Source organism: Salegentibacter sp. UBA1130 (genome assembly GCF_002311535.1).
Taxonomy (GTDB): Bacteria; Bacteroidota; Bacteroidia; order Flavobacteriales; family Flavobacteriaceae; genus Salegentibacter; species Salegentibacter agarivorans.
This window is the reverse complement of sequence record NZ_DCAP01000021.1, coordinates 44,422-69,530: the sequence shown is the minus strand read 5'-3', so window position 1 is coordinate 69,530 and position 25,109 is coordinate 44,422. Positions and strand designations below refer to the sequence as shown.

Genomic DNA, 25,109 nt, shown 5'->3' with positions numbered 1-25,109 from the left:
CATTATTTTTATATATTGTTGTTGCAAGTTTTTCTTCTCTAATTTAGTTTTAGAGGAGGCGTGGCGGTGTTGTAATCATTTCTAAAGCTCTATCTCTGAAGTATATTTTCAAATATAAAGTATCAGAGTACTTGTTATTCAAATGATTAAACTTATTAGAGAGATCAGTTAATAGGCTTTTAATTTCATCCGATTCTACATTATCCTCAAAATAGATTTCTATCCCAGCACGATCTGGTGAGTCCGAATAATTAAAATCTTGTCCTTTATTCAAGAGATGTCTTTTCAATATTATCTCTAAACTATCTATAGAGTGTTTAATATCATAATTTGTTAGAATCGAATCGTTTTGGATAAATATTCTTGATCTGAATGTCGGACAACTAACAATATTACTCTCTGAGCACTCGTACCAAGGGAGAAGTTTAAATCTATTTTCTTTTGTTGAATAATTAATAATTGGAACCGAATCATTGCAAGCTGCTTTGTCAATTTCTTTCAATAACTCAGCATAATTGCTAATGCTATCAATAAAAATATTTTTACGATTTGTAATCTTTTTAAGCTTTTCTTTTTCAGGATAGAAATAGGCTCCTTGTTCCAAATTTTTATTCTTTTGGTCACAAGAGAATAAAATTAGAATCATCAAAAATGATATGTAATTTACATTTTTCAAAATTTGCTACCACGCTGGGCTAAAAGCGTTGCTGTCCCGCAGGGCAGCTATGATTTTTTAGCCATTGTTACTCACCGTTCTTCTTATTCTTTCTACATTCTTATTCATTAAATGTCGAACATAATTCTGGTATATCCACCTTTTGAAAGGACTGAGTTTCTGTTGATGTAGTTTGTAAAAGTCATCTGGGGTGTCAAAAAGTCCAAAGTCCTGGTTGATTCCTTTCTCTTGGATATATGTGTGATTTTGATTCCAATCAACTTGTGGTCTTTGAAAATTATTTGTGTAGGCACCATAGCCGCAAAATGTTGTCTTACAATCAGAGAACTTTTCTTGTAAACCTGTTAGGTAAGGTTTGTCAAGAATAAGCCCTTCTAAATTGAACCATTCTTCATTAACATACACTTCGACCCAACTGTGAAGAATATTTGTTGGAGAAAGTTTATACCAAATTCCTGTAATTGCACCTTTCTGAAGGGCTTTATGGATGGTGAAACCATGCATTCTGTTGGGAATACCAACTGCTTTTAAAAGAGCCATAAAAAGATTCGCCTTTGTGTTACATTGACCGAATCCATCTTTCAATACTTCTGAAGCTGAAATGTTGTCCGCGATGTTGTAGCCAAATTTCACATCATCTTTCACATAATTGTAAATGCTCTTTACTTTATCTATTTCAGTCATTTTTTTCCATCCTCTGTCCCTAATCAAGGATGTTATTGAAGGATTGTCAAAATCTAAGATGTCCGTTCGTTTCAGATATTTTTTAAAGTCTATCGCCTTTTCAATTTGCTGTTCCATATCAATATCGTTTTTGATTTGTATACCAAAGGTCTTTTGACCTGTAAACTTAAACTTGAACAAACTGGCTAATCTTTAAAAAATCAAGAGGGCTGAAGCCAAAGTTTTCTTTAAAAACCCTACTGAAGTGGGCGTTGTCAGAAAACCCAACTCCAAGTGCAATCTCTGTAAACGACTTTTTACCGAACTGAGTTATACCTTTAATAAGTTTGTTCCATAGTTGGGCTCTCCTGTAAGTAATTCCTGTCTCTTCTTTGAAAAGGTGAAGAAATCGACTTGATGAGACATTAAAATGATCTGCAATTTCATCAAGGGATACTACTCTGTCGAAATGGTTTGATAAATAGACTAAGGCGTTATTAATTCTTTCATCGCCTTTGTGGATAGCTGAACTACAAAAACAGTCGTGTTTTTCTATAATTGAATTTAGCTCTTTGGCTAAAACCTGCTGCGGATTCGTATCAATCAATGCTCTTCTTAATTCCAATGCAGGTGTCAGATTGATTTCTTGAATTTCCTTATCTGATAGATGATTCCAAAAATGACCGATGGTCGAAGCGGGATTGATTAGAAGTAAAAATTGGCGAGTATTGGAAATAATCTGATGGGCCACATTTGACTTAATCAGTATTGGCTGTTCAGATTCGAAGGTGCCATCTTTAGTTTTTAAAATCACCTTACCATTAATTGGAATACTCAACTGAACAGCATAGTGCTTATGTTGCTGGTTATTTTCAAAGCTACCAACAAACCAACCAAAGTCTCTATCAATATGTACTGTATTCGTCATTTTTAAATGGTGGGTACCATTGATGCCCTTGCAGTTAGCGATGAATCTGCTATTTTTAATTCCCTAATTAAATATAATCAGGGTTTACTTTAAGTTTAAAAACTCGAAAAGAATATAGAAGTCGCATCTATTTAGGATAACCAACTTCATTCTATCTATGCGAGTAAACGTTGAAATATAATAGTGTAGGGAATCCAAATCTATAAATTATCCACGCAAGTATAAAGCGTTTTTCTTATAGTTATTAACAAAATATTAAGAATAAAAGCGATAATTGAATAATTTATGGATTTAAATAAATAAATTAGTCAATATAAATGAAACTGGATTATTGAAAAAATACTCTAAATATTGTGAAATTTAACCTCTAAAGCTGCTATTTCCTACTCATTTTCCTATAGACATTAAACTAAATATAGTAAGGGAACATCACAAAAAATTATATAGTGATCTCCTTCGTTTGTTAATTAAGCGTCCGACAAAATTGCTTTCTAGAAATTGAGGACTTCATCAAGTGCATCATCGGTTGGTCTCGCTACTACAAATCCCTTCTTTTTCAGAAGGGATTTTTTTATGCTTTTTATTTAAAGAAAACTTATCTTTCCTTTTCTAAAACATTGATTTACAATGAAACCAAAAATTATAATTTTTGATGTAAATGAAACTCTTTTAAACCTTATTCCGCTAAAGGAAGAAATAAACGCCGCGCTGGAAAACGAGATGGGTTTTGATGTTTGGTTTCCGAAATTACTTCACTATTCCCTGGTAGAAACTTCTAATGGCAACTACCAAAATTTTAGTGAAATTGCCGCTGCAACTTTTAAAATGATTTCAGAGAAATTTGACAAGAATTTTTCTGATTCAGAAATTAAGAATATTCTTTCTGAAATTACTAGGCTCCCTGCCTATCCCGATGTAAAACCAGGTTTGAAACAGCTAAAAGATGCTGGTTTTAAGCTCATCGCTTTTAGCAATGGCAAGCCAAATGTTCTCAATGCACAACTTGAATTTGCTGAAATAGCTTCATTTTTTGATGGAATTCACAGCGTAGAAGAAATAAAAAAATATAAACCACATCCTGAAAGTTACAGGTATATTCTAAAAAAATACGAGGTAACCCCCAAAAGAGCAATGATGGTGGCAGCACACGCCTGGGATATAATGGGTGCCCAGCGGGCAAACCTTCAAACCTGTTTTGTAGAAAGACCCGAAAAAAAGTTTTACAATTTAGCCGAAAAACCTAATTTTTGGGTAAAAGAAATAACAGAAATTGCAGAGAAAATAGGGTGAAAATTAACTTCAACTACGCATTTAGATTAGCGAGTACACCATACCTGCACTTATTCCGAATAAAATATGTGCAATTATAAGCTGTAAATAGAATTGGCTGAAATCTATTTCTGGCGGATTTTGATTTAATTTAAACATTATTTTCCAACCAAATATCCCAATTATTCCCGCAGCCAAACCAAGAACAGCCCCGGAAATTATATCTGCAGAAAATTGAGTGTATTCCCATATGAAACTAAAAACCAACACAAAAAACCAACCGATTAAATAATGTATAAGCCAACCCAAAAAATGATTCTTTGATGGTTTCTGTTCAATAATTTTAGAGCGTGAAATTAAAGAGTTGAGCAACTCCGGTTCCCTAAATTGCTTAGATTTAAAATTAGACACTACGTAGCTAAATAAGGTCATAACCGATGTAGCAACCAATCCCGAGACTAAAATTGTAAATACATCCATTGCTCTTTCTTTATATCCAAGGCTCATAATAGCAATAATGCTATCCGCCTCGGTCCATTAAAATATTTGACTAAATAAAATAAAAAGAAAGATAAAAATTGTTTCTAAAAAGAAATTGAGGCTTAACAATTAATTGACTTTAAATTAACCTTGCGCTAATTCTTGTGCTTTATATTGAAGCCAAATCTTAATAGAAACTAAGTCGAAAAATTCGGTTTAAGTAGAGTGAAAGCCCTAATGCCTATTTGAATTTCAAAATATAACTTTATGAAACTAATAATAAAAGTATTATTAACATTAGGCGTTTTAGCCGGAAGTTTCGTGATGATTGGTTCTTTTACATTTGATCAGGAAAATGTTGTAGACGCGCCGCCCAAAATATTTGCTTTGGTTTTGGGGCTGGGAACAATTGCTGCTATTTATATAATATGGCGCAGAAAAAGTCTAACTACTGAAGAAGATAATACTACCGATTATTAAAACCACTTCAACTTTATCTTTACCACCTCGAATACTAAATAACTCTTCTTAAAATATCCACCGCTTTTTACAAAGTTAAATCTTTCCAAAACCTTTACTATAATTCGCCTTTCTGCTAACTGATAGCTAATTTTAAAGAAAAAATAAAGCAATGGAAAAAGTTGAATTAGGAAAATCTGGTTTAAGATCGGCACCAATTATATTTGGAGGAAATGTTTTTGGATGGACATTAAATGAAAAAGAGTCCTTTAAAATGTTAGACGAACTTTTTGAGCTCGGTTTCACCACCATAGACACCGCAGATGTTTACTCCCGTTGGGCAGATGGCGTTCCACACGGCACTTCAGAAAGAATTATTGGTAAATGGATGAAAGAACGCAAATTACGCGATAAAATTACTTTAATTACTAAAGGTGGATCCAGTTTACAACCCGGAGGGCCAAAAAATAATACGCAAGATTATCTTACCGGTGCAGTTCAGGATTCACTTTCGAGACTGCAAACCGATTATATAGATTTATATTTTACGCATTTTGATGATGGAGAAACCCCTGTGGAAGAAGCCCTGGAAGCTTATCAAAAGTTTATAAAAAAAGGAGAAATAAAGCATATTGGTGCTTCAAACTTTTCTGCAGAAAGATTACAAAAATCCCTGGATGTAGCCACTGAGAAAAACTTACCGGCTTATGAAGTTTTTCAGCCTGAATACAATTTAATGGTGCGTGATAAATTTGAAGGGGATATTAAAGAAATTTGCACCAGGAATAACTTAGGAGTAATTCCTTATTTCTCACTCGCCAGCGGATTTTTAACCGGGAAATACCGAACTAAAGAAGATTTTGAAGGCAAAGAGCGTAAAATGTTTGCCGATAAATTCCTGAATAATCGTGGTAAAAAAATCCTGAAATCCCTTGATAAAATTTCAGAAAAACATGATGTTTCGCAAGCTGCTGTTGCTCTTGCCTGGTTAATAAACAGACCCGGAGTAAGTGCCCCAATTGCCAGCGCTACTAAGTCTTCACATCTTAAATCCTTTACCGAAGCGGTAAAGATCTCTCTTTCTAATGAAGATATGGAGATTTTAAATAAGACCAGTGAAGAGTAGAAATACTATATAGAGATTGCTTCAGCTAAAAGCTCTTCACACAACAAAATTATTCAGTGTAACTTACTTTTATCCATTAGTATTAGAGAACGTCATGCTGAACTCGTTTTAGCATTTAACAAGATAATACTTAAGCTAAACTTAGACCCTGAAACCAGTTCGGGGTGACGTCTAATCCACAATTTAAAAATTTATATCAGCATATTTAATTACCCTAAAACCTTTACCAATTCAGCGAAATCAACTTTTTGTTGCTCGCCAGATTTCATATTTTTCAGAGTAAATTTTTCAGCTTCCATTTCTTCCTCTCCAGCAAGAATTACAAATGGAATTTCGCGCTTGTTGGCATAATTCATCTGCTTTTTCATTTTGGCTGCATCTGGAAATAGTTCAGCAATAACACTTTCGTTTCTCAATTTATTTACTGCTTTTAGCGCGTAAAGTGCTTCTTTATCACCAAAATTGATAAAAAGTGCCTTGGTGTTTTGGGTAACAGCTTCAGGAAAAAGATTGAGTTCTTCCAGTACCAGGTAAATTCGGTCCAGGCCAAAAGAAATTCCCACGCCACTCATATCTTTTAAGCCAAAAATTCCGGTAAGATCGTCGTAACGGCCACCGCCACCAATTGAGCCCATTTTTACATTTTCGGGAGCCGAAACTTCAAAAATTGCGCCGGTATAATAATTGAGTCCGCGGGCAAGAGTAACATCTAAGTCAAGTTTTGCAGTTTTTAAAGGCATCTCCTGGATAGCTTTTTCAACAAATTCCAGTTCTTTAATTCCTTCCATACCGGTTTCCGATGAACTCAGGATTTCTTTAATTCCGGCTATTTTTTCAGTAAAATTACCGTGTAATCCAAAAATTGGTTGGATTTTTTCAATAGCAGTTTCAGAAATACCTTTTTGCAGCATTTCTTTTTTAACGCCCTCTTCCCCTATTTTATCCAGCTTATCTAGGGCAACAGTAAAATCTATAAGTTTGTCTTTTTCGCCAATCACTTCAGCAAAACCAGATAATACTTTTCGGTTATTGATTTTAATGGTTACACCTTCCAATTTTAATGCTGAAAAAACGGCATCGTATAATTGTACGAATTCAACTTCCTGCCACAAGCTTTTGCTTCCAACAACATCGGCATCACATTGAAAAAACTCTCTAAATCGTCCTTTCTGCGGCCTATCGGCTCTCCAAACCGGTTGAATCTGGTAGCGCTTAAACGGAAAATCTATTTCATTTTGATGTTGCACCACGTACCGGGCAAAAGGCACCGTAAGATCGTAGCGGAGGGCTTTTTCACTAATTGAAGAAGTAATCTTTAAGCTATCTCTTTTTTCATAAGCTTCGTTATCTGCTTTTTTAAGAAAATCTCCGGAATTTAGAATTTTAAAAATTAAACGGTCTCCTTCTTCCCCATATTTTCCCATCAGGGTATCTGAGTTCTCGAAACTTGGAGTCTCTATTGGCTGAAAACCAAACTTTTTAAATTCGGTTTTAATTACATCAAAAATATAATTTCTTTTGGCAACTTCGGCCGGGTTAAAATCTCGAGTTCCTTTTGGAATAGAAGGTTTTTGTGCCATACAATCTTGAGGAATAGTTTCCTTTTTTAGTTTAAAGTTAACGCCGCAAACCGGCTGAAACATTGCTGCAAATATCTTAAATTTTACCCGAACCCAAACAAATTTCAGATTTTAAGTAACATTCTGCTACTTATGAAGTCTAATTAAATAGCACTGAAAAAACATTCTATGTTCGGGTTATTAAAAGAAAACATAAGCATCGCTTTTAATTCCATTAAAAGTCAGCTACTTAGAACTATTCTTACAGTTTTAATTATTGCCATTGGGATAACTGCTCTGGTTGGGATTTTAAGTGCGGTTACCGCGCTGGAAAACACAATTAGCAGCGATTTTGCTTCTATGGGAGCAAATACTTTTAATATTCAGCGGTACGACTTCAATTCACAGCGACAGGGTGGCGGGGAAGTTGAAAAAATTAATCCTATAATTAGTTATAGGGAAGTAAAAAAATTTGAAGAAAATTTTCAATATCCTAAAGCACAAACCGCAGTTTCCTTTACAGGAACTACTGTTGCAGAAGTTAAATATATTAATGAAAAAACCGATCCTGAAGTACGTGTAATTGGCGTGAACGAAAATTTCCTGGAAAATTCTGGGTTAAATGTAGAAGCAGGACGTGAATTCAACATTTTTGATATTCAGAATAATAATAACGTAGTAGTGCTTGGAGCCGATTTTGCCAAGCCCGAAGGACTTTTTAAAGGTGCAGATCCTATAGACAAAATTATTAGTATTAGAGGAGCAAAATTTAGGGTTATTGGGGTTCTGGAATCAAAAGGCTCCACTTTTGGAAACAACCAGGATTTACGTGTTTTAATGCCTATACAATTGGCGCGGTCTATGTTTACCCAACCGCAAATAAATTATGCAGTAAGCGTTAAAGTTGACGATAAGGAATTGTTAGAAGGCGCGCAAGACGAAGCTATTTTAACCTTCAGGAATATACGAAAATTGAATCCCATGGAAGAGAATAATTTTGGGATGGAACGCAGTGACGATCTTATTAACCGCATTTTTTCTATTACCAGTTATCTTAATTTTGCAGCCTGGATAATTTCTATAATTACCATTTTTGGTTCATCAATCGCTTTAATGAATATTATGTTAGTGAGTGTAACCGAAAGAACGCGAGAAATTGGAGTAAGAAAAGCCTTAGGTGCTAAGCGAAAAACCATAGCTACCCAATTTTTTATGGAAACACTTATAATTGGACAAATTGGTGGAATTGTAGGCATTATCTTCGGAATATTAATTGGAATGGCCGTTTCTGCCGCAGCCGACTTTAACTTTACCACGCCCTGGGTGGCTATGATCTGGGCTACTGCAATCACTATTCTTGTAGCCATTTTAGCCGGAAGTTATCCCGCCGCCAAAGCAGCCAGGCAGGATCCTATTGAGTCGCTTAGGTATGAGTAGTAAGTAGTAAAATTAGAGATTTTTCATTGAATTTAATCCCTTGTAAGGCATAAATAGTAAACTAAAATTTTACTGTTTTCAACCTTTTCTTATACTAACCTTTTTAATAATTTATTCCAGGATTCTAAAAGCTTATTTGCTTTCTACCATATTATCAAAATACTTATAAAGCTCACCCTTTGTGATATTGGCTCCTTGCTTTATTAACGCGAAAATATCTTTATTTCTATCGTCACTTAATGCTTTAGATGAAGTATAAATATTCACAGATTCGTCCAGCAAATTAGTTTGTAGCCAGCTGTAGCCTTTTCGGGTAGTGAGATCTACTCCTTCATGTTCAATTTTAATGGCAATAAGATGAATAGTAACTTCGGTAATATGAAATAAATAGATTTGATTTGCAGAAAAGTGCTCCAGATATTCTACTTTATTAAGAACCCCTTCCCAAATTAGATCGCTAAAAACATCAAGTTCCTGCTCTGCAGCCTTTGGCTTGTTCTTTTTAATATCTTCCCACTCATCTGCAGTAATAGATTGTGTAGCAAGGAAATTAATAAATTCCTGCTTCATTTCTTCAAACTGCTCTTTGGTTAATCTGGAATATTTCATTTTGGTAAAAATTAAAATTAACTTTCAAATTCCATATATTTAAAATCGTCATTCTAAATTTATTTCGGAATCTAAATATTTGGAATGCCAACATGTTAGAAGCTGAAACCAGTTCAGCTTGACGATAATAAAGATCCCGACCTGCGTCTGGATTAATTCGACCAACTAATTTACGGCGTAGCTTCGCTACTTGTAAATCAGGGTCTCATTAGAATAAGAAAAGCCCACTACTGGAGCGGGCTTTTAAACTTTGTAAAAAAATAAATTAAGCTTCAGCTACAACATCAAAATTGTAAGTAGAAATCACTTCACGATGAAAACGTAAAGTTGCTTCGTACTGTCCTAATCTCTTGATGTTTCCACCAGCTATAGTTATATATTTCTTATCGATTTCAATGCCTTCTTTAGCAAGTGCATCGGCCAAATCAGCGTTAGTAATAGATCCAAATAATTTGTCTCCTGCACCGGCTTTAGCTGTTAACTTAACTTCAACGTTATTAAGTTTTTCAGCCTGCTTTTTAGCTTCGTCGATAAATTTTTGCTCTTTATAAGCTCTTTGTTTCAGGGTCTCCGCCAAAACTTTTTTAGCTGAAGGAGTTGCAAGATGTGCATATCCCTGAGGTATAAGATAATTTCTACCGTAACCGTTTTTAACGTTTACAACATCATCTTTAAAGCCTAAATTATCTACGTCTTGTTTAAGTATCAATTCCATAATTGCCTCTTTTTATTTTAGTAAATCACCAACATATGGCATTAACGCAAGGTGACGTGCTCTTTTCACAGCAACAGCCACTTTTCTTTGGTATTTTAAAGAAGTTCCTGTTAAGCGACGAGGCAATAATTTTCCCTGCTCGTTTACGAAACTCATTAACCAGTCTGGATCTTTGTAATCTATATACTTAATTCCAGATCGCTTAAAACGACAATACTTTTTCGTTTTACTGGTCTCTATATTAAGAGGAGTAAGATACCTGATCTCTCCGTCTTTTTTTCCTTTTGCTTGTTGTTCAATAGATGTAGCCATACTTACGCTTTTTCTTGTTGTCTTCTATTTCTTCTTTTCTCAGCCCAAGCGATAGCGTGCTTGTCTAACTTTACAGTTAAATAACGCATCATACGCTCGTCTCTTCTAAAAGCAAGTTCCAACGGCTCTATAGCCTCTCCTGGAGCTTTGAATTCAAACAGGTGGTAAAACCCGCTTTTTTTGTGTTGAATTGGATAGGCTAATTTTCTAAGCCCCCAATCTTCTTTCGATACCATCTCGGCCCCTTTAGAAACAAGAAATTCTTCGTATTTCTGAACTGTCTCCTTTATCTGCTCATCAGATAAAACGGGATTCAAGATGAAAACAGTTTCATAAGTGTTCATAAAAATTTACTTTAAATTTATTTGGCTGCAAAAGTAACTCAATTATTTCTATTATCAAAGCTTAAAAGTAAACTACCATATAGTAATTTAAAGAGGCATTAATAAAGAAAAAAGGTTTGATTTTTAAGTCAGGTTTCAGAATATTTAGATTTTTGATTAAACCAGTTTTGGAATAAAAAATTAGAATATTTTAATACCAGGGTTAAAGCACTTCATTTCTTACTACAAAATGAAAGATAAGCTTGGAATTTCACCTATGATTTTAAAGTTTATCTTGTGATTTAAGTATTTTATGTTTAATATTGTTATTACTTAACCTAACTACTGTGGAAGAAATTTTACTCAAATGTATTGTTGTTGATGATTCCAGCTTACAACGATTATCTATCGTAAAGTTGATAAAAGACCATGCTAATCTTAAGCTGGTTGCCGAGTACAATAACGCTATTGAAACTAAAAACGGCCTGCTCGATAATGAAATAGATTTGATATTTCTTGATATTGAAATGCCTGTATTAACAGGTTTTGAACTTCTTGACGATCTTCCCAACAAACCACAAATTATCTTTGTGACCGGGAAAACACAGTATGCTTTTAAAGCTTTTGATTATGATGCCGTAGATTATATTCATAAACCGGTAACTAAAGAACGCTTTAATAATGCGGTGAATAAGGCGATAAATCTTTACAAATTAAAGCACCAGATCTCTGCACCACCAGAAGATGAAGATTATATTTTTGTAAAAAGCAATCTTAAAAACCGAAAGGTTTTCCTCAATAAATTAAAATATATCCAGGCCCTGGGAGATTACGTAAAATTTGTTACCGAGAAAGAAAATTTTGTAGTTCTCGCTACCATGAAATCTTTTGAAGAGCAACTTCCCAATGATAAATTTCTGCGAACTCATAAATCTTATATAGTAAACCTCGATAAAATTGAGAGATACAATTCTAAGAATATTGAAATAGATAAACAGAAATTACCACTTAGCCGCCACAAAAAAAGCAACCTGGTTGAAGCTTTAAGTGCGATTCAGTAGAGTATTACTTTCTTTTTTAACGTTAACCTGAACTTGTTTTCGGGTTCTAACTTATTATTCCTATTACTTTATATATTATATAGGATCTACATTAATCACCACTTTAACACTTCTAAAAGCGCCAATAGCATTAAAACTTCCCATAATTCTTTGCAGTACTTCTTTTGTTTTTCCTAAAGATTGTTGCTGCGGAATTTTAAGCAAAATATTCTTATAATATTCGTTTCTAATTCTGGCTACGGGCGGGAATTCGGGACCAAGAACGTTCTCCTTAAAAACGTTTTTCATTCCTGCGGCAAGCCAATCTGCAGCATCATTGGTTTTAGAAAAATCACGACATTTTAATGTAATTCTTATTAAACGATGAAAGGGCGGGTATTTATAATTATACCGCTCTTCTAATTGGTCTTTATACATCCCCGAATAATCACCCATTGAAACCTGCTGAATAATCTGGTGATGCGGATTATAACTTTGAATTAAAACCTTTCCACGCTTTTTTGTTCTTCCTGCCCTTCCCGCAACTTGCAGCATCAACTGGAAACTGCGTTCGTGGGCTCTAAAGTCAGGGAAATTCAGTAAATTATCAGCATTCATAATTCCCACCAGGTTTACTTTTCTAAAATCGAGACCTTTGGTAAGCATTTGAGTTCCAATTAAAATATCTGTTTCCTGTTGTTCAAAAGCATTTATTAATTTTTCGTAGGCATATTTTCCACGGGTTGTATCCTGGTCCATTCTCGCGGTTTTATATTCGGGAAAAATGGCTTTTAATTCAGTTTCAATTTGTTCAGTTCCAAAACCTTTGGTGGTAATTTCAGAACTATCGCAAGCCATACATTTCTTTTGCATTGCAATATGATAGCCGCAATAATGGCACCGTAGCTGGTTGTTATGGCTGTGATAAGTCAAACTTACATCGCAGTTAGGACATTGCGGAGAGTGGCCGCAAGTATTACATTCCAGCACAGGAGAAAAACCTCTTCGGTTTTGAAATAAAATTACCTGTTCCCCTACATTCAGGGTTTCTTTAATTTCCGCGAGCATTCTATCAGAAAAATGCCCCTTCATCTCCTTCTTTTTATATTTTGTTTTTATATCTACAATTTCCATTTCGGGTTCCAGGACATCACCATACCTTCTATTTAATTCTACCAAAGCATATTTATGATGTTGTGCGTTAAAATAAGATTCTAAAGAAGGAGTCGCCGATCCCAAAATAGTTTTCGCATTAAAGAAATTCGCCAAAACCACGGCCGCATCCCTGGCGTGGTATCGCGGGGCAGGATCAAATTGTTTAAATGAGGTTTCGTGTTCTTCGTCTACCACCACTAAGCCGAGATTTGCGAAAGGAAGAAAAATTGAAGAACGCGCGCCAATCACTATCCTCGCTTTTTCTGAATCTTCTAAAATATGCCGGTACACTTCTACCCTTTCATTTACCGAATATTTACTGTGATAGACCAAAACTTTATCTCCAAAATAAGCTCGCAAACGTTCAATTAACTGGGTGGTTAAGGCAATTTCAGGCAAAACATAAAGTGCCTGTTGGCCATTCTCAATAACCTCTTCTATAAGTTTGATATAAATTTCAGTCTTCCCTGAAGAAGTTATTCCGTGGAATAAACAAACATCCTGTTCTTTGAGACCTGCCTTAATTTCTGAAAAAGCTTTCTGCTGAATTTCACTTAACTGAATCCCTGTTTCTGAAGCATCGCCATTAAACGTAACTCTATCGGTTTTTTCGTAATATTCTTCGAGAATTTTCTTATTGATGAGGCTCTTTATAATCGCTGCTGAAACCCCTGATTTTGCGCTTAAATCTTTTACTTTTAATGGCTTTTTATGTTGTGCTTTAATACTGAAAAAACTTAGTAAAGCTTCTTTCTGCTTTGGTGCTTTTTCTAAATCATCCAGAAGGCGATGCATTTCGGTTTCATTATCATAAACCGGGTTCAATTTTACAAAGCGTATTTTCTTCGGCTTATACTGCTCATAAATTTCTTGGTTAAGAACCACCAAACCTTTTTCTACCAGGGCATTTATTACCGGTAATACTGCTTTTTTATCCAGGATTTTCATCACTTCCTGAATTTTCACCGAGGACTGTCGCTGCAAAGCTTCAATCACTAAAAACTCTTCATCTTTAAGCTGATTTTCATCAAATTCAGCATCTTTAATTAGCTGTACAATACTTTCACTTTCCAGTAAAAACGCACCGGGTAAAGCAGCTTTAAGAACATCGCCTTCGGCACACATATAATAAGAAGCAATCCAGGCCCAGAATTTTAGTTGATGTGCTGTAACCAACGGATTCTTATCTAGAATCTGGTTAATAGGTTTAGCCTCGTAAAGCTGCGGCGGATTTTGATGAATTTTCCCAACAATAGCGGTATACACTTTTGATTTTCCAAAGGGAACTGCAACTCGCATTCCTTCTTCCAAAAAATCGGCTTCAGCTTTGCTTATTGAATACGTGAAGCGTTTTTGTAACGGCAACGGCAAAATTACATCTATAAAATAGGCCATATGGAAATTGAAAGTTTAATCAAAAATAAAAACCATCCTTAAATAAGAATGGTTTTTAGTGTTTTAAATTTTAGAAAGTTTTATTCTGCTCTTTCCCAAATTTTCGTTTTGTAGAAAAAAGCGATATAACCTCTAACATTTAGTTTATCGGGATTTTTTTCATCAACCCAAATTTTACCTTTATATTCTTTCCCGGACTTCGGGTCTATTAAAGTTCCATCTATATATTCATCACCATCTTTTATAAAGTCACGAATCACATTTAGGCCCTCTATAGGTTTATTTTTAAGCTCTCCCGGGCACTCGGTACATTTTTGGTCACGATCTTCTTCTTTGGTAATCTTTATCACTTTACCGTGAACTGCATCGTCTTCTTCGTAAATCTCTATTATAGAATTCACACGGCCGGCATCGTTTACTACCTTCCATTTACCAAATACCCCTTGCGCGTGGACTCCTGAGGAAATCAGGATAAATCCAAAAAGTAGTAGGTTAATTAAGTTGAATTTGGTTGTCATTATCTTATTGTTTTATTGTTTACCCAGCATACCTTCTTTAAGGTCATCATCTGCGGGTTCATTAGAAAGCCATATTCCAAATAAAGCCTTTTTAAACTCCATTCCTTCAATTGAGCCACTTTCTTTTTCATTTTTATAAATTACTGAACCTCTTGATGGCAAATAAACGATATCAAAAACATCTTCTTTATTTATTTCATCTTTAAAAAAGCTGATGAACTTTTTTATTTCTGCTGAAATTGGGGCTGTATTTCCACCGGTTGAGCTTTCAAAACCTTCAGTAACTGCGTCAATCATTCGGTCGCTGGTAATCATTTTTGAAACTATGTGCAATCTTATTGCCATAGCTTCATCTTTATTCATTATTTCAGAAGCATTTCCAGATTTATTTTTAAGGTAAAGTCCGCCGGCATACATATCCATCCAAAACTTTTCTCTAACTCCGGCGCCGTTCAGCGTCATTGTTTCAGAGCCATATTCTAAAGTAGCAGGTAAAGTAGCACCTCCAATTTCGGTTTGTGCTGAAGTTAAATTTAAGCCGAAAACGGCTATTAATACAACTATTAATTTTTTCATTTTTAATGTGGTTTTAGGTTGTTAAGTTATTTAATTTTTTTCTTCATTTTTATTAAAGAAGCATTTAATTCAAATCCTAAGAGCAATATATTAGAATTTAACCAGATATACACCATTAAAATTAGCAATGCCCCTATAGAACCATATAATTCGTTATACGCTGAAAAGTTTTCTATATACAACCCAAAGAAATAAGTAGTTATAATTATTAATAAAGTAGTAAAAAGAGCTCCTATAGAAAAGAATCTTGCCTGCCTGGCTTCTTTAGTGCCAAAATAATACAACATGGCCACTACAATATAAATTAGTAAAACAAACCCAACATATTTTACAATGGCAGCGCCTCCATCTGTTGCCAGGCCTAACTCCTTTAAATCGTCCATTGCATAAGTTAAATAGACTACCAGTATAATGGTAAGAAGCAACAACAATGCCATAATAAGGGATATTCCCACGGCTACCAAGTATTGTCTAATTATAGACCTGTTGGCGTTGGTATGATAAGAAAATTCAAACCCGGTAAAAATCGCGTTTATTCCATTGGTCATTAAAAATATGGAAACAAGAAAAGCGATAGAAAGTAGTCCACCCCTGGGGGTATTGGCAATATCTAGCAAAATATCGTTAAAATATTCCTGGGTATCTGGCGGTAATAAAGATTCCATAAAAAGCAGGAACTGCAGCTGGAAATCGTCTATAAATTGGATATAGGGAATTAGGTTAAGCATAAACAGCAAGAACGGAAACAGCGCCATAAAAAAACTAAATGCAATGGCACTTGCCCTGGTAGAAAAGGTTCCTTTAATAATTCCTCCCGAATAAATTTCCCAAAGATCGTAAAGCGATAGGCCATCAAAGCCGGGCAAAATTATAGCCCTGGTCTTTCTCTCCCACCAATTTGAAAATTGTTCTAATTTAGACAGAAAGGCTTTTTTTGGAGCCATACCTTATATTGCTTTTAAGCTAAGATCTAAGTTATAAACCGAATGCGTTAACGCACCACTGGAAATATAATCTACGCCGCATTCTGCATATTTACGCGCGGTATCCAGGGTAATTCCTCCGCTGGATTCTGTTTGGCATTTACCATTAATAAGTTTCACCGCTCTACGGGTATCTTCATAATTAAAGTTATCTATTAAAATACGGTGAACACCTTCGTTTTCTAGAATTTCTTCAATTTCCTTTAAATTTCTCGCTTCAACAATTATTTTAAGATCAAGTTTATTGCTCTTAAGGTAATCTTTAGTCTTGTTAATTGCTTTAGAAATTCCGCCGGCAAAATCTATATGATTATCCTTTAACATGATCATATCATACAAAGCAAACCTATGATTCTCCCCTCCCCCAATTTTTACTGACCATTTTTCCAGCGCTCTAATCCCTGGAGTGGTTTTTCGGGTATCCAAAATTTTAGTGTTAGTACCTTCCAGTTTTTGAACAAAAGTATTTGTTTTGGTAGCTATGGCGCTCATTCTCTGCATAGCGTTTAATACTAATCTTTCGGCCTTTAAAATTGATTGTGAACTCCCTTCTACAAAAAAAGCCACATCTCCCCTTTGTATTGTTTTACCGTCTTTGAGTAAAACTTCAACTTTTAACTCAGGGTCTACTTTATCAAAAACCTGCAGGGCAAAATCTACTCCTGCCAGAATTCCTTTATCTTTCACCAGGAGTTTAGCTTTTCCTATAGCTTCTTCAGGAATACAGGCCAGAGAGCTATGATCACCTTCTCCAACGTCTTCTCTAAGCGCATTTTCAATAATTAGGTCTATTTCTTTTTCAAATTGTTCTTTTGAGATCATTTGCAATACTTATTTTTGTAAATGTAGCAAAGTCTGCGTTAAATATACCGAATGACCATAAAATTACTCTGCATAGGAAAGACCGATAACAGGGAGCTTAAACAGCTTATTGAAGTTTATAAAAAACGACTTCAGTTTTATAATAAATTTGAAATTGAAATTATTCCCGATCTTAAAAAGACGAAAAACCTTGATGAAAATCAACAAAAGGAAAAAGAAGGGGAATTAATACTGGCAAAAGTTCAGAATTCAGATTACCTGGTGCTTTTAGATGAAAATGGAAAAGAATTTTCTTCAGAAAAATTTTCAGTATACATTCAGAAAAGATTAAACAGTGGGCTCAAGCAACTTATTTTTGTAATTGGCGGGCCTTATGGTTTTTCTGAAGCGGTTTACCAAAGAGCCAATTCTAAAGTAGCACTCTCACAAATGACATTCTCTCACCAAATGGTTCGCTTATTTTTTACCGAACAATTATACCGTGCTTTCACTATTTTGAAAAACGAACCCTACCACCACCGCTAAAACCCAATCTATGGAACTTGTATTCGCTACGCATAATAAAAATAAGCTAATTGAAATTAAGGCACTTTTGCCACATTACATCAAACTACTGTCTTTGGACGATATTGGTTGTGAGGAAGATATTCCCGAAACTGCCGATACTATTGAAGGTAATGCAATTTTAAAAGCAGAATATGTTAAAAACCGATACGGTTACGATTGTTTTGCAGATGATACCGGGCTGGAAGTTGAAGCGCTAAATGGAAAACCCGGGGTTTACTCTGCTCGTTTCGCAGGAGAAAATAAGGATGATGCCGCAAATGTGAGAAAATTACTAAGCGAGTTGGAAAATAAAGAAAACCGAAACGCTCAATTTAAAACTACCATTGCTTTAAATTTAAACGACAGGCAAAACCTCTTTACCGGAATTTGCAAAGGCGAAATTATAAAAGAAATACGCGGGGAAAAGGGTTTTGGTTATGATCCTGTATTTAAACCAAATGATTTTGAAAAGACTTTTGCCGAAATGAGCCTTGGTGAAAAATCAGAAATAAGTCATCGTGGAAAAGCCTTTAGAGAGCTAATCGCCTATCTTTCAAAATAAAAGAACTAGATAGGTGTATATTGCTATGTAAGCCGTACCTTTGCCGCTTATTTAATTTTTTATATGAACAAATTTGAACAATTAGGTTTAAACCCTTCTATTCTTAAAGCAGTCGAAGAAATGGGTTTTACAAGCCCAAGTGAGATACAGGAAAAAGCGATTCCTGTTTTACTAAACGAAGATACCGATATGGTGGCATTGGCCCAAACCGGTACAGGAAAGACAGCTGCTTTTGGATTCCCGCTTATCCAGAAAATAAACGTAAGTAAAAAACATACCCAGGCATTAATTCTTTCACCAACACGTGAACTTTGCCTGCAAATTACCAACGAATTAAAGAATTACTCGAAGTTTGAAAAAGGTCTTAATCCGGTTGCTATTTATGGTGGTGCCAGCATTACAGACCAGGCCAGACAAATTGAACGTGGAGCTCAAATTATTGTGGCAACACCGGGACGTATGCAAGATATGATTAATCGTAATCTTGTAGATATTTCTAAAATAGAATACTGTGTTTTAGATGAAGCCGATGAAATGCTTAATATGGGCTTCTTTGAAGACATTAAAGCAATTCTTTCTCATACTCCAAAAGAAAAGCATACTTGGTTATTTTCTGCCACTATGCCTAAAGAAGTTGCAACAATTGCCAAGAAATTTATGCGTACTCCTATTGAAATTACCGTAGGATCTAAAAACCAGGGAACATCTAATGTTTCCCACGAGTTTTACCTGGTAAATTCAAGACAACGTTACGAAGCTTTAAAAAGACTGGCAGATGCCAATCCAGATATCTTTTCAGTAATTTTTTGCCGAACAAAAAGAGATACTCAAAAAGTAGCTGAAAAACTTATTGAGGACGGTTATAGCGCTGCAGCTTTGCACGGTGACCTTAGCCAGAATCAACGTGATTTGGTGATGAAAAGTTTTAGAAACAAGCAAATCCAAATGTTGGTAGCTACAGATGTTGCTGCACGTGGAATTGATGTAGACGATATTACTCACGTAATCAACTACCAGTTACCCGATGAGATTGAAACGTATACTCACCGTAGTGGCCGTACCGGTCGTGCTGGCAAGAGCGGAGTTTCTATGGTTATTGTTACCAAAAGTGAAATGCGTAAAATTAAAAGTATTGAGCGTATTATTCAGCAGAAATTTGAGCAAAAAGATATTCCAGACGGAATGGAAATTTGCCGTGTGCAGCTGTTTCACCTTGCAAACGATATTAAAGAAACCAAGATTAATCACGATATAGATGCGTATCTACCGGGAATTAATGAGGTATTAGAAGATTTTACCAAAGAAGAGCTTATTAAGAAATTCTTTTCTGTAGAATTTACTCGTTTCTTCAATTATTATAAAAATTCTGAAGGTTTAAGTTCTCCTTCCGCTCCTGCAGATGGTGGTGGTTCTGGAGATTCTACACGTTACTTTATAAATGTAGGTGCAAAAGATGATTTTGACTGGATGAGCTTAAAGGACTTCCTTAAGGCTACTTTAGATCTTGGCCGTGACGATGTTTATAAAGTTGATGTTAAAGACAGCTTCTCTTTCTTTAATACCGATGCAAAAAATACCGAAACTGTTTTAAGCACCTTTAAAGACTTTAAACATCAGGGTAGATATATTAATGTTGAAGAAACTACTGATACCGGCGGACGTGGAAAACGCGGCGGCGGTGGCGGCCGAAAAGGCGGTAAATTTAACAAAGGCGGTGGCAAACCTGACTTTAAAGGAGGTGGACGTAGACGTTCAGACGATTTTAAAGGTGGTTCTGGAAAAGGAAAAAAATCTGGAAACCGAAGCAAAAACATAGAAAGCTCTATTAAAAGAAGACGGAGCAAAAATTAAATTCACATCTGGCGCCTAAATTTTCAATTATGGCATTGTTTTTTATAAGTATTTTATAATTTAGGCGCCAATTGTTATGAAGAAATTCCTTTTTACCTTTTTATTACTTTTTTTAGCTTTTCAGGCATTTTCACAGGATGTTGTATCGGGAACCGTTATGAACGCTGCCGACGATAAACCTATTGAAAAAGTTCATATTGTAAACCTAAACCAGGTTAAAGGTGCCGTTAGTGAAGAAGACGGATCCTTTGAATTACAGGCCACAGTTAACGATACTCTCTATTTTTCTTATCTTGGATTTAGACCTATAAAAGTTAGGGTTACCAACGACTGGCTTAAATATGGAAATGTAAAGGTTAAAATGACCGAGTTGGGAATTGCTTTAGAAGAAGTGGTTTTAAAACCGGTTACTCTTACCGGATATTTAGAGATTGATGCCAGGAACATTCCTATTTATGAGAATAACCGCTATAGCATCTCGGGCTTAAATGCCGGTTACGAAGGCGGAGATAATTCTGCCAGTGCGGTTTCCCGTACTTTGGGAGCTATTTTTAATCCTGCCGATTTGATGCATAATATTTTTGGGAAGAAACCAAAGCAAATGCGAAAATTAAGGCAAATGAAAGAAGATGATGAAATAAGAACACTTCTACGTAATAAATTTGACAGGGAAACTCTTATCGCACTTCTTCCAATCAATAAAGTAGAAATTGATGAAATCTTACAGCGCTGTAGCTATTCTAAAGATTTTTTAAGATCGGCAAACGATTTGCAAATTTTAGACGCTTTAAGTGGTTGCTACGAAGAATACAGGGTTTTACAAAGAAACTAAACCCTTACTCCTTTTTCCATAGTGGTTTTTAAACTAATTAGGCCTTTTTCGAGATCCTGGCCCATTAATTTATCGGCACTATAAAACAAACTTATTACTGAAAGTGGAAACGGTAAATTACCGCGAATTCCCCAAACTACTTTAGATTTTCCCGGTTCCAGTTCTTTTGCTGCAAAATAAGTAAGCATACTCACTTTTACCGGTTTTACAAAAAGCACGCGAGTCTCAAAAACTCTTGGGTGTTTTACTTTTATAATTTTTTGAAGCCCTTCCCCTATTTCGTTATTCTTACTTTTCCAGTAAATAGCCGCTCCTAATTTTCCATCCTCACCTTTATGTTTTAAAACTGCTTCAGGATGTTTTGCAAACCAGGGCACCCAAAGCGGATGTTTCTTTAATTGCCGTACATAGCTAAAAACCACGTCTCTCGGAGCATTGATCACCATTGTTCGGCTAATGTCATACCTTTTCTTTGCCCAGGCGTGCAGAAAAGCTATAAAAGTGATAAACGCTATAAGTAGGTAAAAAAAGAGGGTCATTAGAAAAAAATATTTAACTAATTTAAGGATTTTCTGTGTTGAATTGCGCTATAATTGAATTTGAATTTTTAATACATTTTTTTAGCCATTCATATTTCAGCTTAATTTTATCTTCTTCAGAAAGTTGCCAGTTAATTTCACTACTTTTTAGTCTTGAAGTAATGCTCTGTAAAATAATAGCTGCAGAAACCGAAATATTAAGACTTTCAGTAAAACCAAACATCGGAATATTTAACCTGCAATCGGCTTCATTCAAAATTTCATCGCTTAAACCATCTTTTTCGGTTCCGAAGAAAATAGCCGAAGGTTTTTCTATATCAAAATCTTTAAGGGCAGTGCTTTCTCCATACGGTGTGGTGGCTACAATTTGATAGCCTTTTTCTCGTAATTCTTGTATGCATTCTTTTGAAGTGGAATACCTGTTAACATCTACCCATTTTTGGGCGCCCATCGCAATCTCTCGGTCAATTCGTTTAGGCTTGCGTTCTTCTATTACGTGAATATTCTGAATTCCAAAAACCTCACAACTTCTAATTACCGCACTGGTATTATGTAATTGATAAACATCTTGGGTTGCAACCGTAAAATGATTGGTTCGTTCTGCAATCACCTTATTGAATAAAGCAATTCGTCGTGGTGTAAGAAATGTTTCAAGATGTTCTAGAAGACTGGTTTTTTGCATGGGCTAAAATTATAAAACCCCACTTGAAGTGGAGCGTTTTCGCGAGAATATTTTTTAAAATTTTCAACTGAAAAAAATTAAAATTATAATTCATAAAAAGTTTAAAAATGAATACAAAAAAACCCGGCCTCATTGAAACCGGGTTTTTCACTCTAACATCAACATTTAAGTTCTAAGAATTAGAACCAACATTACCTTGAGCTACAAGCGTCTCTAAATCTTCAGCATTTAAGTGCACATTTAGATAACCGTTATATTCTAAAAGCCCATTATAATCTATCATATCTGCATCTTCCCCGTCAAAAGCTGAAACATTGGTCATACTCATTCCGGTATCACCATCAACTGCATTTAGAGAGATGGCAATATCTCCTGGTGCATCTTCAACAGAACCAACGTGGATATGTGCAGGGTGTTCTCCACCATCAGGAGTCCCATCTAAGATAATAGTAACCAAAGTTTCGCCGTTTACACGTTCTTCAAACATTGCAGTTCCCATTATTCCATCAACATCTACACTTCCTAAATCATAAGAAGCAGATTCGCCGGTTAGTTCATTCTGACCTATATCACCCTGAGCTACAATAACTCCAAGTTGATCTGCACTTAAATGAACGTTTACATAACCGTCATAATTTAATACATCTTCGTAACCAAATTCGGTATCATCATCAAGCATCCCAACGTGAGTCATACTCATTCCGGTAGCTCCATTTACCGGATTAAAAGTGAAAGCTATATCGCCACCTTCAGCGGCAGTTCCCATATGGATGTGAGCAGGGTGCATTCCGTCTTCTGGAGTTCCCTCTAGCATAATAGTTGCCAGGGCTTCTCCACTCATTCTTTCTTCAAAAATTACAGAACCACTAATTCCTTCAACAGCTCTTTCTCCTAATTGGTAAGCTTTGCTTTCTCCGGTTAATTCATTTGCTCCTATATCTCCCTGGGCAACAACAGTAGCCAAATCTTCTGCACTTAGGTGAACGTTAACGTAACCATCATAATTCAATACTTCTTCGTATCCAAATTCGGTATCGTCGTCTAACATTTCTACCTGGGTCATACTCATTCCGGTTGCTCCGTTTACCGGATTAAAAGTGAAAGCTATATCGCCTGGGCCTTCAGTAAATGAGCCCATATGAATATGTGCAGGGTGCATTCCATCTTCAGGAGTATTATCTATCATAATAGTCGCCAGGGCAGCACCACTCATACGTTCTTCAAACATTACCGTTCCACTAATTCCTTCAACAGCTCTTTCATCAAGCTCGTAAGATTTAGTTTCGCCAGTAAGTTCATTACCACCTATATCGTTTTGAGCTACAAGTGTTCCAAGTTCATCTGCGCTTAGGTGAACATTTACATAACCATCATAATTAAGTATATCGTTATATAAAAATGCAGTACCATCGTTTAATTCCGCAACATTGGTTTTACTCATTCCGGTCGCTCCGTTCACTGGTGTAAAAGTAAAAGCAATATCTCCCGGTGCTTCTACAACAGATCCCATATGAATGTGGGCGGGATGCTCACCATCGTCTGGAGTGCCATCAAGCATAATGGTTGCTAAAGCTTCACCATTTACTCTTTCTTCAAACATTATATTTCCAGAAATTCCTTCTATAGCTCTTTCTTCAAGCATATAGTTTTTAGATTCTCCGGTAAGTTCATTTTGACCGATATCTCCCTGGGCAACCAAAGTACCAAGATCGTCAGCACTTATGTGAACATTGATATATCCATCAAAATTTATAGCTTCTTCATAAGTAATACTTGTTCCATCATCTAGTGTAGAGAAAGTAGTTGTACTCATTCCGGTAGATCCATCTACTGGTTCAAAAGAAACTGCAATATCTCCACCTTCTGCAGCGGTATTATAATGAATATGTGCTGGGTGCATTCCTCCATCTGGAGTTCCGTCTAATTCAAGCTCAACGGTGGTACTGTTATCTTCATTTTCCATAAATGTAGCTGTACCTGAAATTGAAGGATCGGCAACGGAGTAAAGTTGAAAGGATTTTGTTTCCCCTTCAAAATCATCGCCCCCTCCATCGGGGTCTACTGCATCATCATCGCTGCTGCAGCTCATAAACATAAACGGTAGTGCTATAAAAATAGCAAGTAAGAATTTTTTCATAAGTTTAAAATTTTTAAGTTATTAGTAAATTAGAGATAAGAAAAAGCAACAAAATGCTTTTTACGTTATCAAATCTATAGATAGATACGAGGGAGCTGGATTTAACGGATGTTAAGGTTTATAAAAATAGCACCCAAACTATGTTAATATGAAAAAAATAGTGGTTTTAACCGGTGCCGGGGTGAGTGCCGAAAGTGGAATTAAAACGTTCCGGGATGCCGATGGCCTTTGGGAAGGCCACGATGTTATGGAAATTGCATCGCCTATTGGTTGGGAAAAAGATCAAAAAAGGGTTTTAGAGTTTTATAATCAACGTCGCCGGCAATTATTAACGGTAGACCCTAATGCTGCGCATACTGCACTGGCTGAACTTGAAAAAGAATTTGACGTAGAAATAATTACTCAAAACATAGACGATCTTCACGAAAGGGCCGGCAGTACAAAAGTTACCCATTTGCACGGCGAGCTATTGAAAGCCAGAAGCACTTTTAATGAAAATCTTGTACTAGATTGGAAACAGGATATTAACCCCGGAGATTTCTGCGAATTTAAATATCAGCTTAGGCCCCACGTTGTTTGGTTTGGAGAAGCGGTGCCTATGTTTGAGAAAGCTATGGAAATTGTAGCTGAAGCCGAAATACTTATGATTATAGGAACCTCAATGCAGGTCTACCCGGCAGCAGGCCTGGTAGATTTTGCGCCCGAAGGAATTCCCATTTATTTTATAGACCCGAAACCTAATATTCAGGAAAAAGGGAATCTTCATATTATTGCAGAAAAAGCTTCCATTGGCGTTCCTCAGCTGGTAAAGGAATTAAAGAATTCAGCATAAAATTTCCTACTATTCATAGAAAAAGAAATGCTACAGCGGTTTTAAAGATTATTTGGAAGCAGTATATTTACGGCTTTTAATTT

Annotated in this window: 27 protein-coding genes; 10 read left to right on the top strand and 17 right to left on the bottom strand. The window is 35.6% G+C overall.

Going from position 1 to position 25,109, the window contains the following annotated elements:
* Window positions 1-49: 49 nt before the first annotated feature.
* Genes B4F31_RS08345 through B4F31_RS08335 form a run of 3 tightly spaced genes read right to left on the bottom strand, consistent with a single transcriptional unit; the run spans window position 50 to window position 2,267 of the window.
* Entirely contained in the window at window positions 50-676 is a 627-nt protein-coding gene (locus B4F31_RS08345; RefSeq protein WP_143083686.1) for a hypothetical protein, read from the bottom strand.
* 57 nt (window positions 677-733) lie between these two features.
* Entirely contained in the window at window positions 734-1,477 is a 744-nt protein-coding gene (locus B4F31_RS08340) for a transglutaminase-like domain-containing protein (protein WP_286761062.1), read from the bottom strand.
* Window positions 1,478-1,526: 49 nt separating this feature from the next.
* The gene (locus B4F31_RS08335; protein ID WP_286761061.1) at window positions 1,527-2,267 is read right to left on the bottom strand and encodes a helix-turn-helix transcriptional regulator; all 741 of its coding nucleotides are present in this window, start codon (window positions 2,265-2,267) and stop codon (window positions 1,527-1,529) included.
* 627 nt (window positions 2,268-2,894) lie between these two features.
* Here B4F31_RS08335 and B4F31_RS08330 point away from each other — a divergent pair.
* Complete coding sequence (locus B4F31_RS08330; protein WP_286761060.1) at window positions 2,895-3,557, top strand: haloacid dehalogenase type II; 663 nt, start codon at window positions 2,895-2,897, stop codon at window positions 3,555-3,557.
* Window positions 3,558-3,578: 21 nt separating this feature from the next.
* Here the strand turns inward: B4F31_RS08330 and B4F31_RS08325 are convergent, their stop codons facing one another.
* Window positions 3,579-4,043, bottom strand: a complete 465-nt coding sequence (locus B4F31_RS08325) for a hypothetical protein (RefSeq protein ID WP_093306472.1) — start codon at window positions 4,041-4,043, stop codon at window positions 3,579-3,581.
* A 240-nt stretch (window positions 4,044-4,283) separates the two neighbouring features.
* On the opposite strand from B4F31_RS08325, the gene B4F31_RS08320 reads away from it, so the two are divergent.
* Together B4F31_RS08320 and B4F31_RS08315 are read left to right on the top strand one after the other, a co-directional pair.
* Entirely contained in the window at window positions 4,284-4,496 is a 213-nt protein-coding gene (locus tag B4F31_RS08320; RefSeq protein WP_075327077.1) for a hypothetical protein, read from the top strand.
* A 151-nt stretch (window positions 4,497-4,647) separates the two neighbouring features.
* Window positions 4,648-5,601, top strand: a complete 954-nt coding sequence (locus B4F31_RS08315) for an aldo/keto reductase (RefSeq protein WP_093306474.1) — start codon at window positions 4,648-4,650, stop codon at window positions 5,599-5,601.
* Window positions 5,602-5,810: 209 nt separating this feature from the next.
* Here the strand turns inward: B4F31_RS08315 and hisS are convergent, their stop codons facing one another.
* Window positions 5,811-7,181 (bottom strand): histidine--tRNA ligase, encoded by a 1,371-nt coding sequence (gene hisS / locus B4F31_RS08310; RefSeq protein WP_286761070.1) that lies wholly within the window; start codon window positions 7,179-7,181, stop codon window positions 5,811-5,813.
* Window positions 7,182-7,349: 168 nt separating this feature from the next.
* Between hisS and B4F31_RS08305 the strand changes: the two genes are divergently transcribed.
* Complete coding sequence (locus tag B4F31_RS08305; RefSeq protein ID WP_075327079.1) at window positions 7,350-8,597, top strand: ABC transporter permease; 1,248 nt, start codon at window positions 7,350-7,352, stop codon at window positions 8,595-8,597.
* A gap of 132 nt (window positions 8,598-8,729) precedes the next feature.
* Here B4F31_RS08305 and B4F31_RS08300 read toward each other — a convergent pair whose 3' ends face one another.
* From B4F31_RS08300 to rpsF, 4 genes are all read right to left on the bottom strand, one after another.
* The gene (locus tag B4F31_RS08300) at window positions 8,730-9,206 is read right to left on the bottom strand and encodes a DUF6495 family protein (protein WP_075327080.1); all 477 of its coding nucleotides are present in this window, start codon (window positions 9,204-9,206) and stop codon (window positions 8,730-8,732) included.
* A gap of 265 nt (window positions 9,207-9,471) precedes the next feature.
* The gene (rplI, locus tag B4F31_RS08295) at window positions 9,472-9,921 is read right to left on the bottom strand and encodes a 50S ribosomal protein L9 (protein WP_075327081.1); all 450 of its coding nucleotides are present in this window, start codon (window positions 9,919-9,921) and stop codon (window positions 9,472-9,474) included.
* A 12-nt stretch (window positions 9,922-9,933) separates the two neighbouring features.
* Window positions 9,934-10,233 (bottom strand): 30S ribosomal protein S18, encoded by a 300-nt coding sequence (rpsR, locus tag B4F31_RS08290; RefSeq protein ID WP_075327082.1) that lies wholly within the window; start codon window positions 10,231-10,233, stop codon window positions 9,934-9,936.
* A gap of 2 nt (window positions 10,234-10,235) precedes the next feature.
* Window positions 10,236-10,577, bottom strand: coding sequence for a 30S ribosomal protein S6 (rpsF, locus tag B4F31_RS08285; protein WP_075327083.1), 342 nt, complete (start codon window positions 10,575-10,577; stop codon window positions 10,236-10,238).
* Between the two features lie 326 nt (window positions 10,578-10,903).
* On the opposite strand from rpsF, the gene B4F31_RS08280 reads away from it, so the two are divergent.
* Window positions 10,904-11,617, top strand: coding sequence for a LytR/AlgR family response regulator transcription factor (locus B4F31_RS08280; protein ID WP_075327084.1), 714 nt, complete (start codon window positions 10,904-10,906; stop codon window positions 11,615-11,617).
* Between the two features lie 75 nt (window positions 11,618-11,692).
* On the opposite strand, the gene priA is transcribed toward B4F31_RS08280, so the two are convergent.
* From priA to nadC, 5 genes are all read right to left on the bottom strand, one after another.
* Window positions 11,693-14,146, bottom strand: a complete 2,454-nt coding sequence (gene priA, locus B4F31_RS08275) for a replication restart helicase PriA (protein ID WP_286761059.1) — start codon at window positions 14,144-14,146, stop codon at window positions 11,693-11,695.
* A gap of 80 nt (window positions 14,147-14,226) precedes the next feature.
* The gene (locus B4F31_RS08270) at window positions 14,227-14,664 is read right to left on the bottom strand and encodes a DUF2147 domain-containing protein (RefSeq protein ID WP_286761058.1); all 438 of its coding nucleotides are present in this window, start codon (window positions 14,662-14,664) and stop codon (window positions 14,227-14,229) included.
* A gap of 12 nt (window positions 14,665-14,676) precedes the next feature.
* A complete protein-coding gene (locus B4F31_RS08265) occupies window positions 14,677-15,240 on the bottom strand; it encodes a chalcone isomerase family protein (protein ID WP_208225805.1) in 564 nt (187 codons plus the stop codon).
* A 26-nt stretch (window positions 15,241-15,266) separates the two neighbouring features.
* A complete protein-coding gene (locus tag B4F31_RS08260; RefSeq protein ID WP_208225806.1) occupies window positions 15,267-16,184 on the bottom strand; it encodes a YihY/virulence factor BrkB family protein in 918 nt (305 codons plus the stop codon).
* Window positions 16,185-16,187: 3 nt separating this feature from the next.
* Window positions 16,188-17,045, bottom strand: a complete 858-nt coding sequence (nadC, locus tag B4F31_RS08255) for a carboxylating nicotinate-nucleotide diphosphorylase (protein WP_286761057.1) — start codon at window positions 17,043-17,045, stop codon at window positions 16,188-16,190.
* A 51-nt stretch (window positions 17,046-17,096) separates the two neighbouring features.
* Between nadC and rlmH the strand changes: the two genes are divergently transcribed.
* The 4 genes from rlmH to B4F31_RS08235 all read left to right on the top strand — a co-directional run bounded on the left by rlmH (window position 17,097) and on the right by B4F31_RS08235 (window position 20,836).
* Complete coding sequence (gene rlmH / locus B4F31_RS08250) at window positions 17,097-17,570, top strand: 23S rRNA (pseudouridine(1915)-N(3))-methyltransferase RlmH (RefSeq protein WP_286761056.1); 474 nt, start codon at window positions 17,097-17,099, stop codon at window positions 17,568-17,570.
* A 10-nt stretch (window positions 17,571-17,580) separates the two neighbouring features.
* A complete protein-coding gene (locus B4F31_RS08245; protein ID WP_286761055.1) occupies window positions 17,581-18,153 on the top strand; it encodes a non-canonical purine NTP diphosphatase in 573 nt (190 codons plus the stop codon).
* Between the two features lie 63 nt (window positions 18,154-18,216).
* Window positions 18,217-20,004: a DEAD/DEAH box helicase gene (locus B4F31_RS08240; RefSeq protein WP_286761054.1), complete on the top strand. Its 1,788-nt coding sequence runs from the start codon at window positions 18,217-18,219 to the stop codon at window positions 20,002-20,004.
* A 76-nt stretch (window positions 20,005-20,080) separates the two neighbouring features.
* Window positions 20,081-20,836 carry a carboxypeptidase-like regulatory domain-containing protein gene (locus B4F31_RS08235; RefSeq protein ID WP_075327093.1) on the top strand — a complete coding sequence of 252 codons (756 nt, stop codon included), beginning with the start codon at window positions 20,081-20,083 and terminating at the stop codon, window positions 20,834-20,836.
* On the opposite strand, the gene B4F31_RS08230 is transcribed toward B4F31_RS08235, so the two are convergent.
* The 3 genes from B4F31_RS08230 to B4F31_RS08220 all read right to left on the bottom strand — a co-directional run bounded on the left by B4F31_RS08230 (window position 20,833) and on the right by B4F31_RS08220 (window position 24,194).
* Window positions 20,833-21,375: an SRPBCC family protein gene (locus tag B4F31_RS08230; RefSeq protein WP_208225810.1), complete on the bottom strand. Its 543-nt coding sequence runs from the start codon at window positions 21,373-21,375 to the stop codon at window positions 20,833-20,835. The genes B4F31_RS08235 and B4F31_RS08230 overlap by 4 nt on opposite strands.
* 22 nt (window positions 21,376-21,397) lie before the next feature.
* Entirely contained in the window at window positions 21,398-22,057 is a 660-nt protein-coding gene (locus B4F31_RS08225) for a TrmH family RNA methyltransferase (RefSeq protein WP_286761053.1), read from the bottom strand.
* A gap of 172 nt (window positions 22,058-22,229) precedes the next feature.
* Window positions 22,230-24,194 carry a hypothetical protein gene (locus B4F31_RS08220; RefSeq protein ID WP_286761052.1) on the bottom strand — a complete coding sequence of 655 codons (1,965 nt, stop codon included), beginning with the start codon at window positions 24,192-24,194 and terminating at the stop codon, window positions 22,230-22,232.
* A 148-nt stretch (window positions 24,195-24,342) separates the two neighbouring features.
* Between B4F31_RS08220 and B4F31_RS08215 the strand changes: the two genes are divergently transcribed.
* Window positions 24,343-25,026, top strand: a complete 684-nt coding sequence (locus B4F31_RS08215) for an SIR2 family NAD-dependent protein deacylase (protein WP_286761051.1) — start codon at window positions 24,343-24,345, stop codon at window positions 25,024-25,026.
* Window positions 25,027-25,109 lie beyond the last annotated feature (83 nt).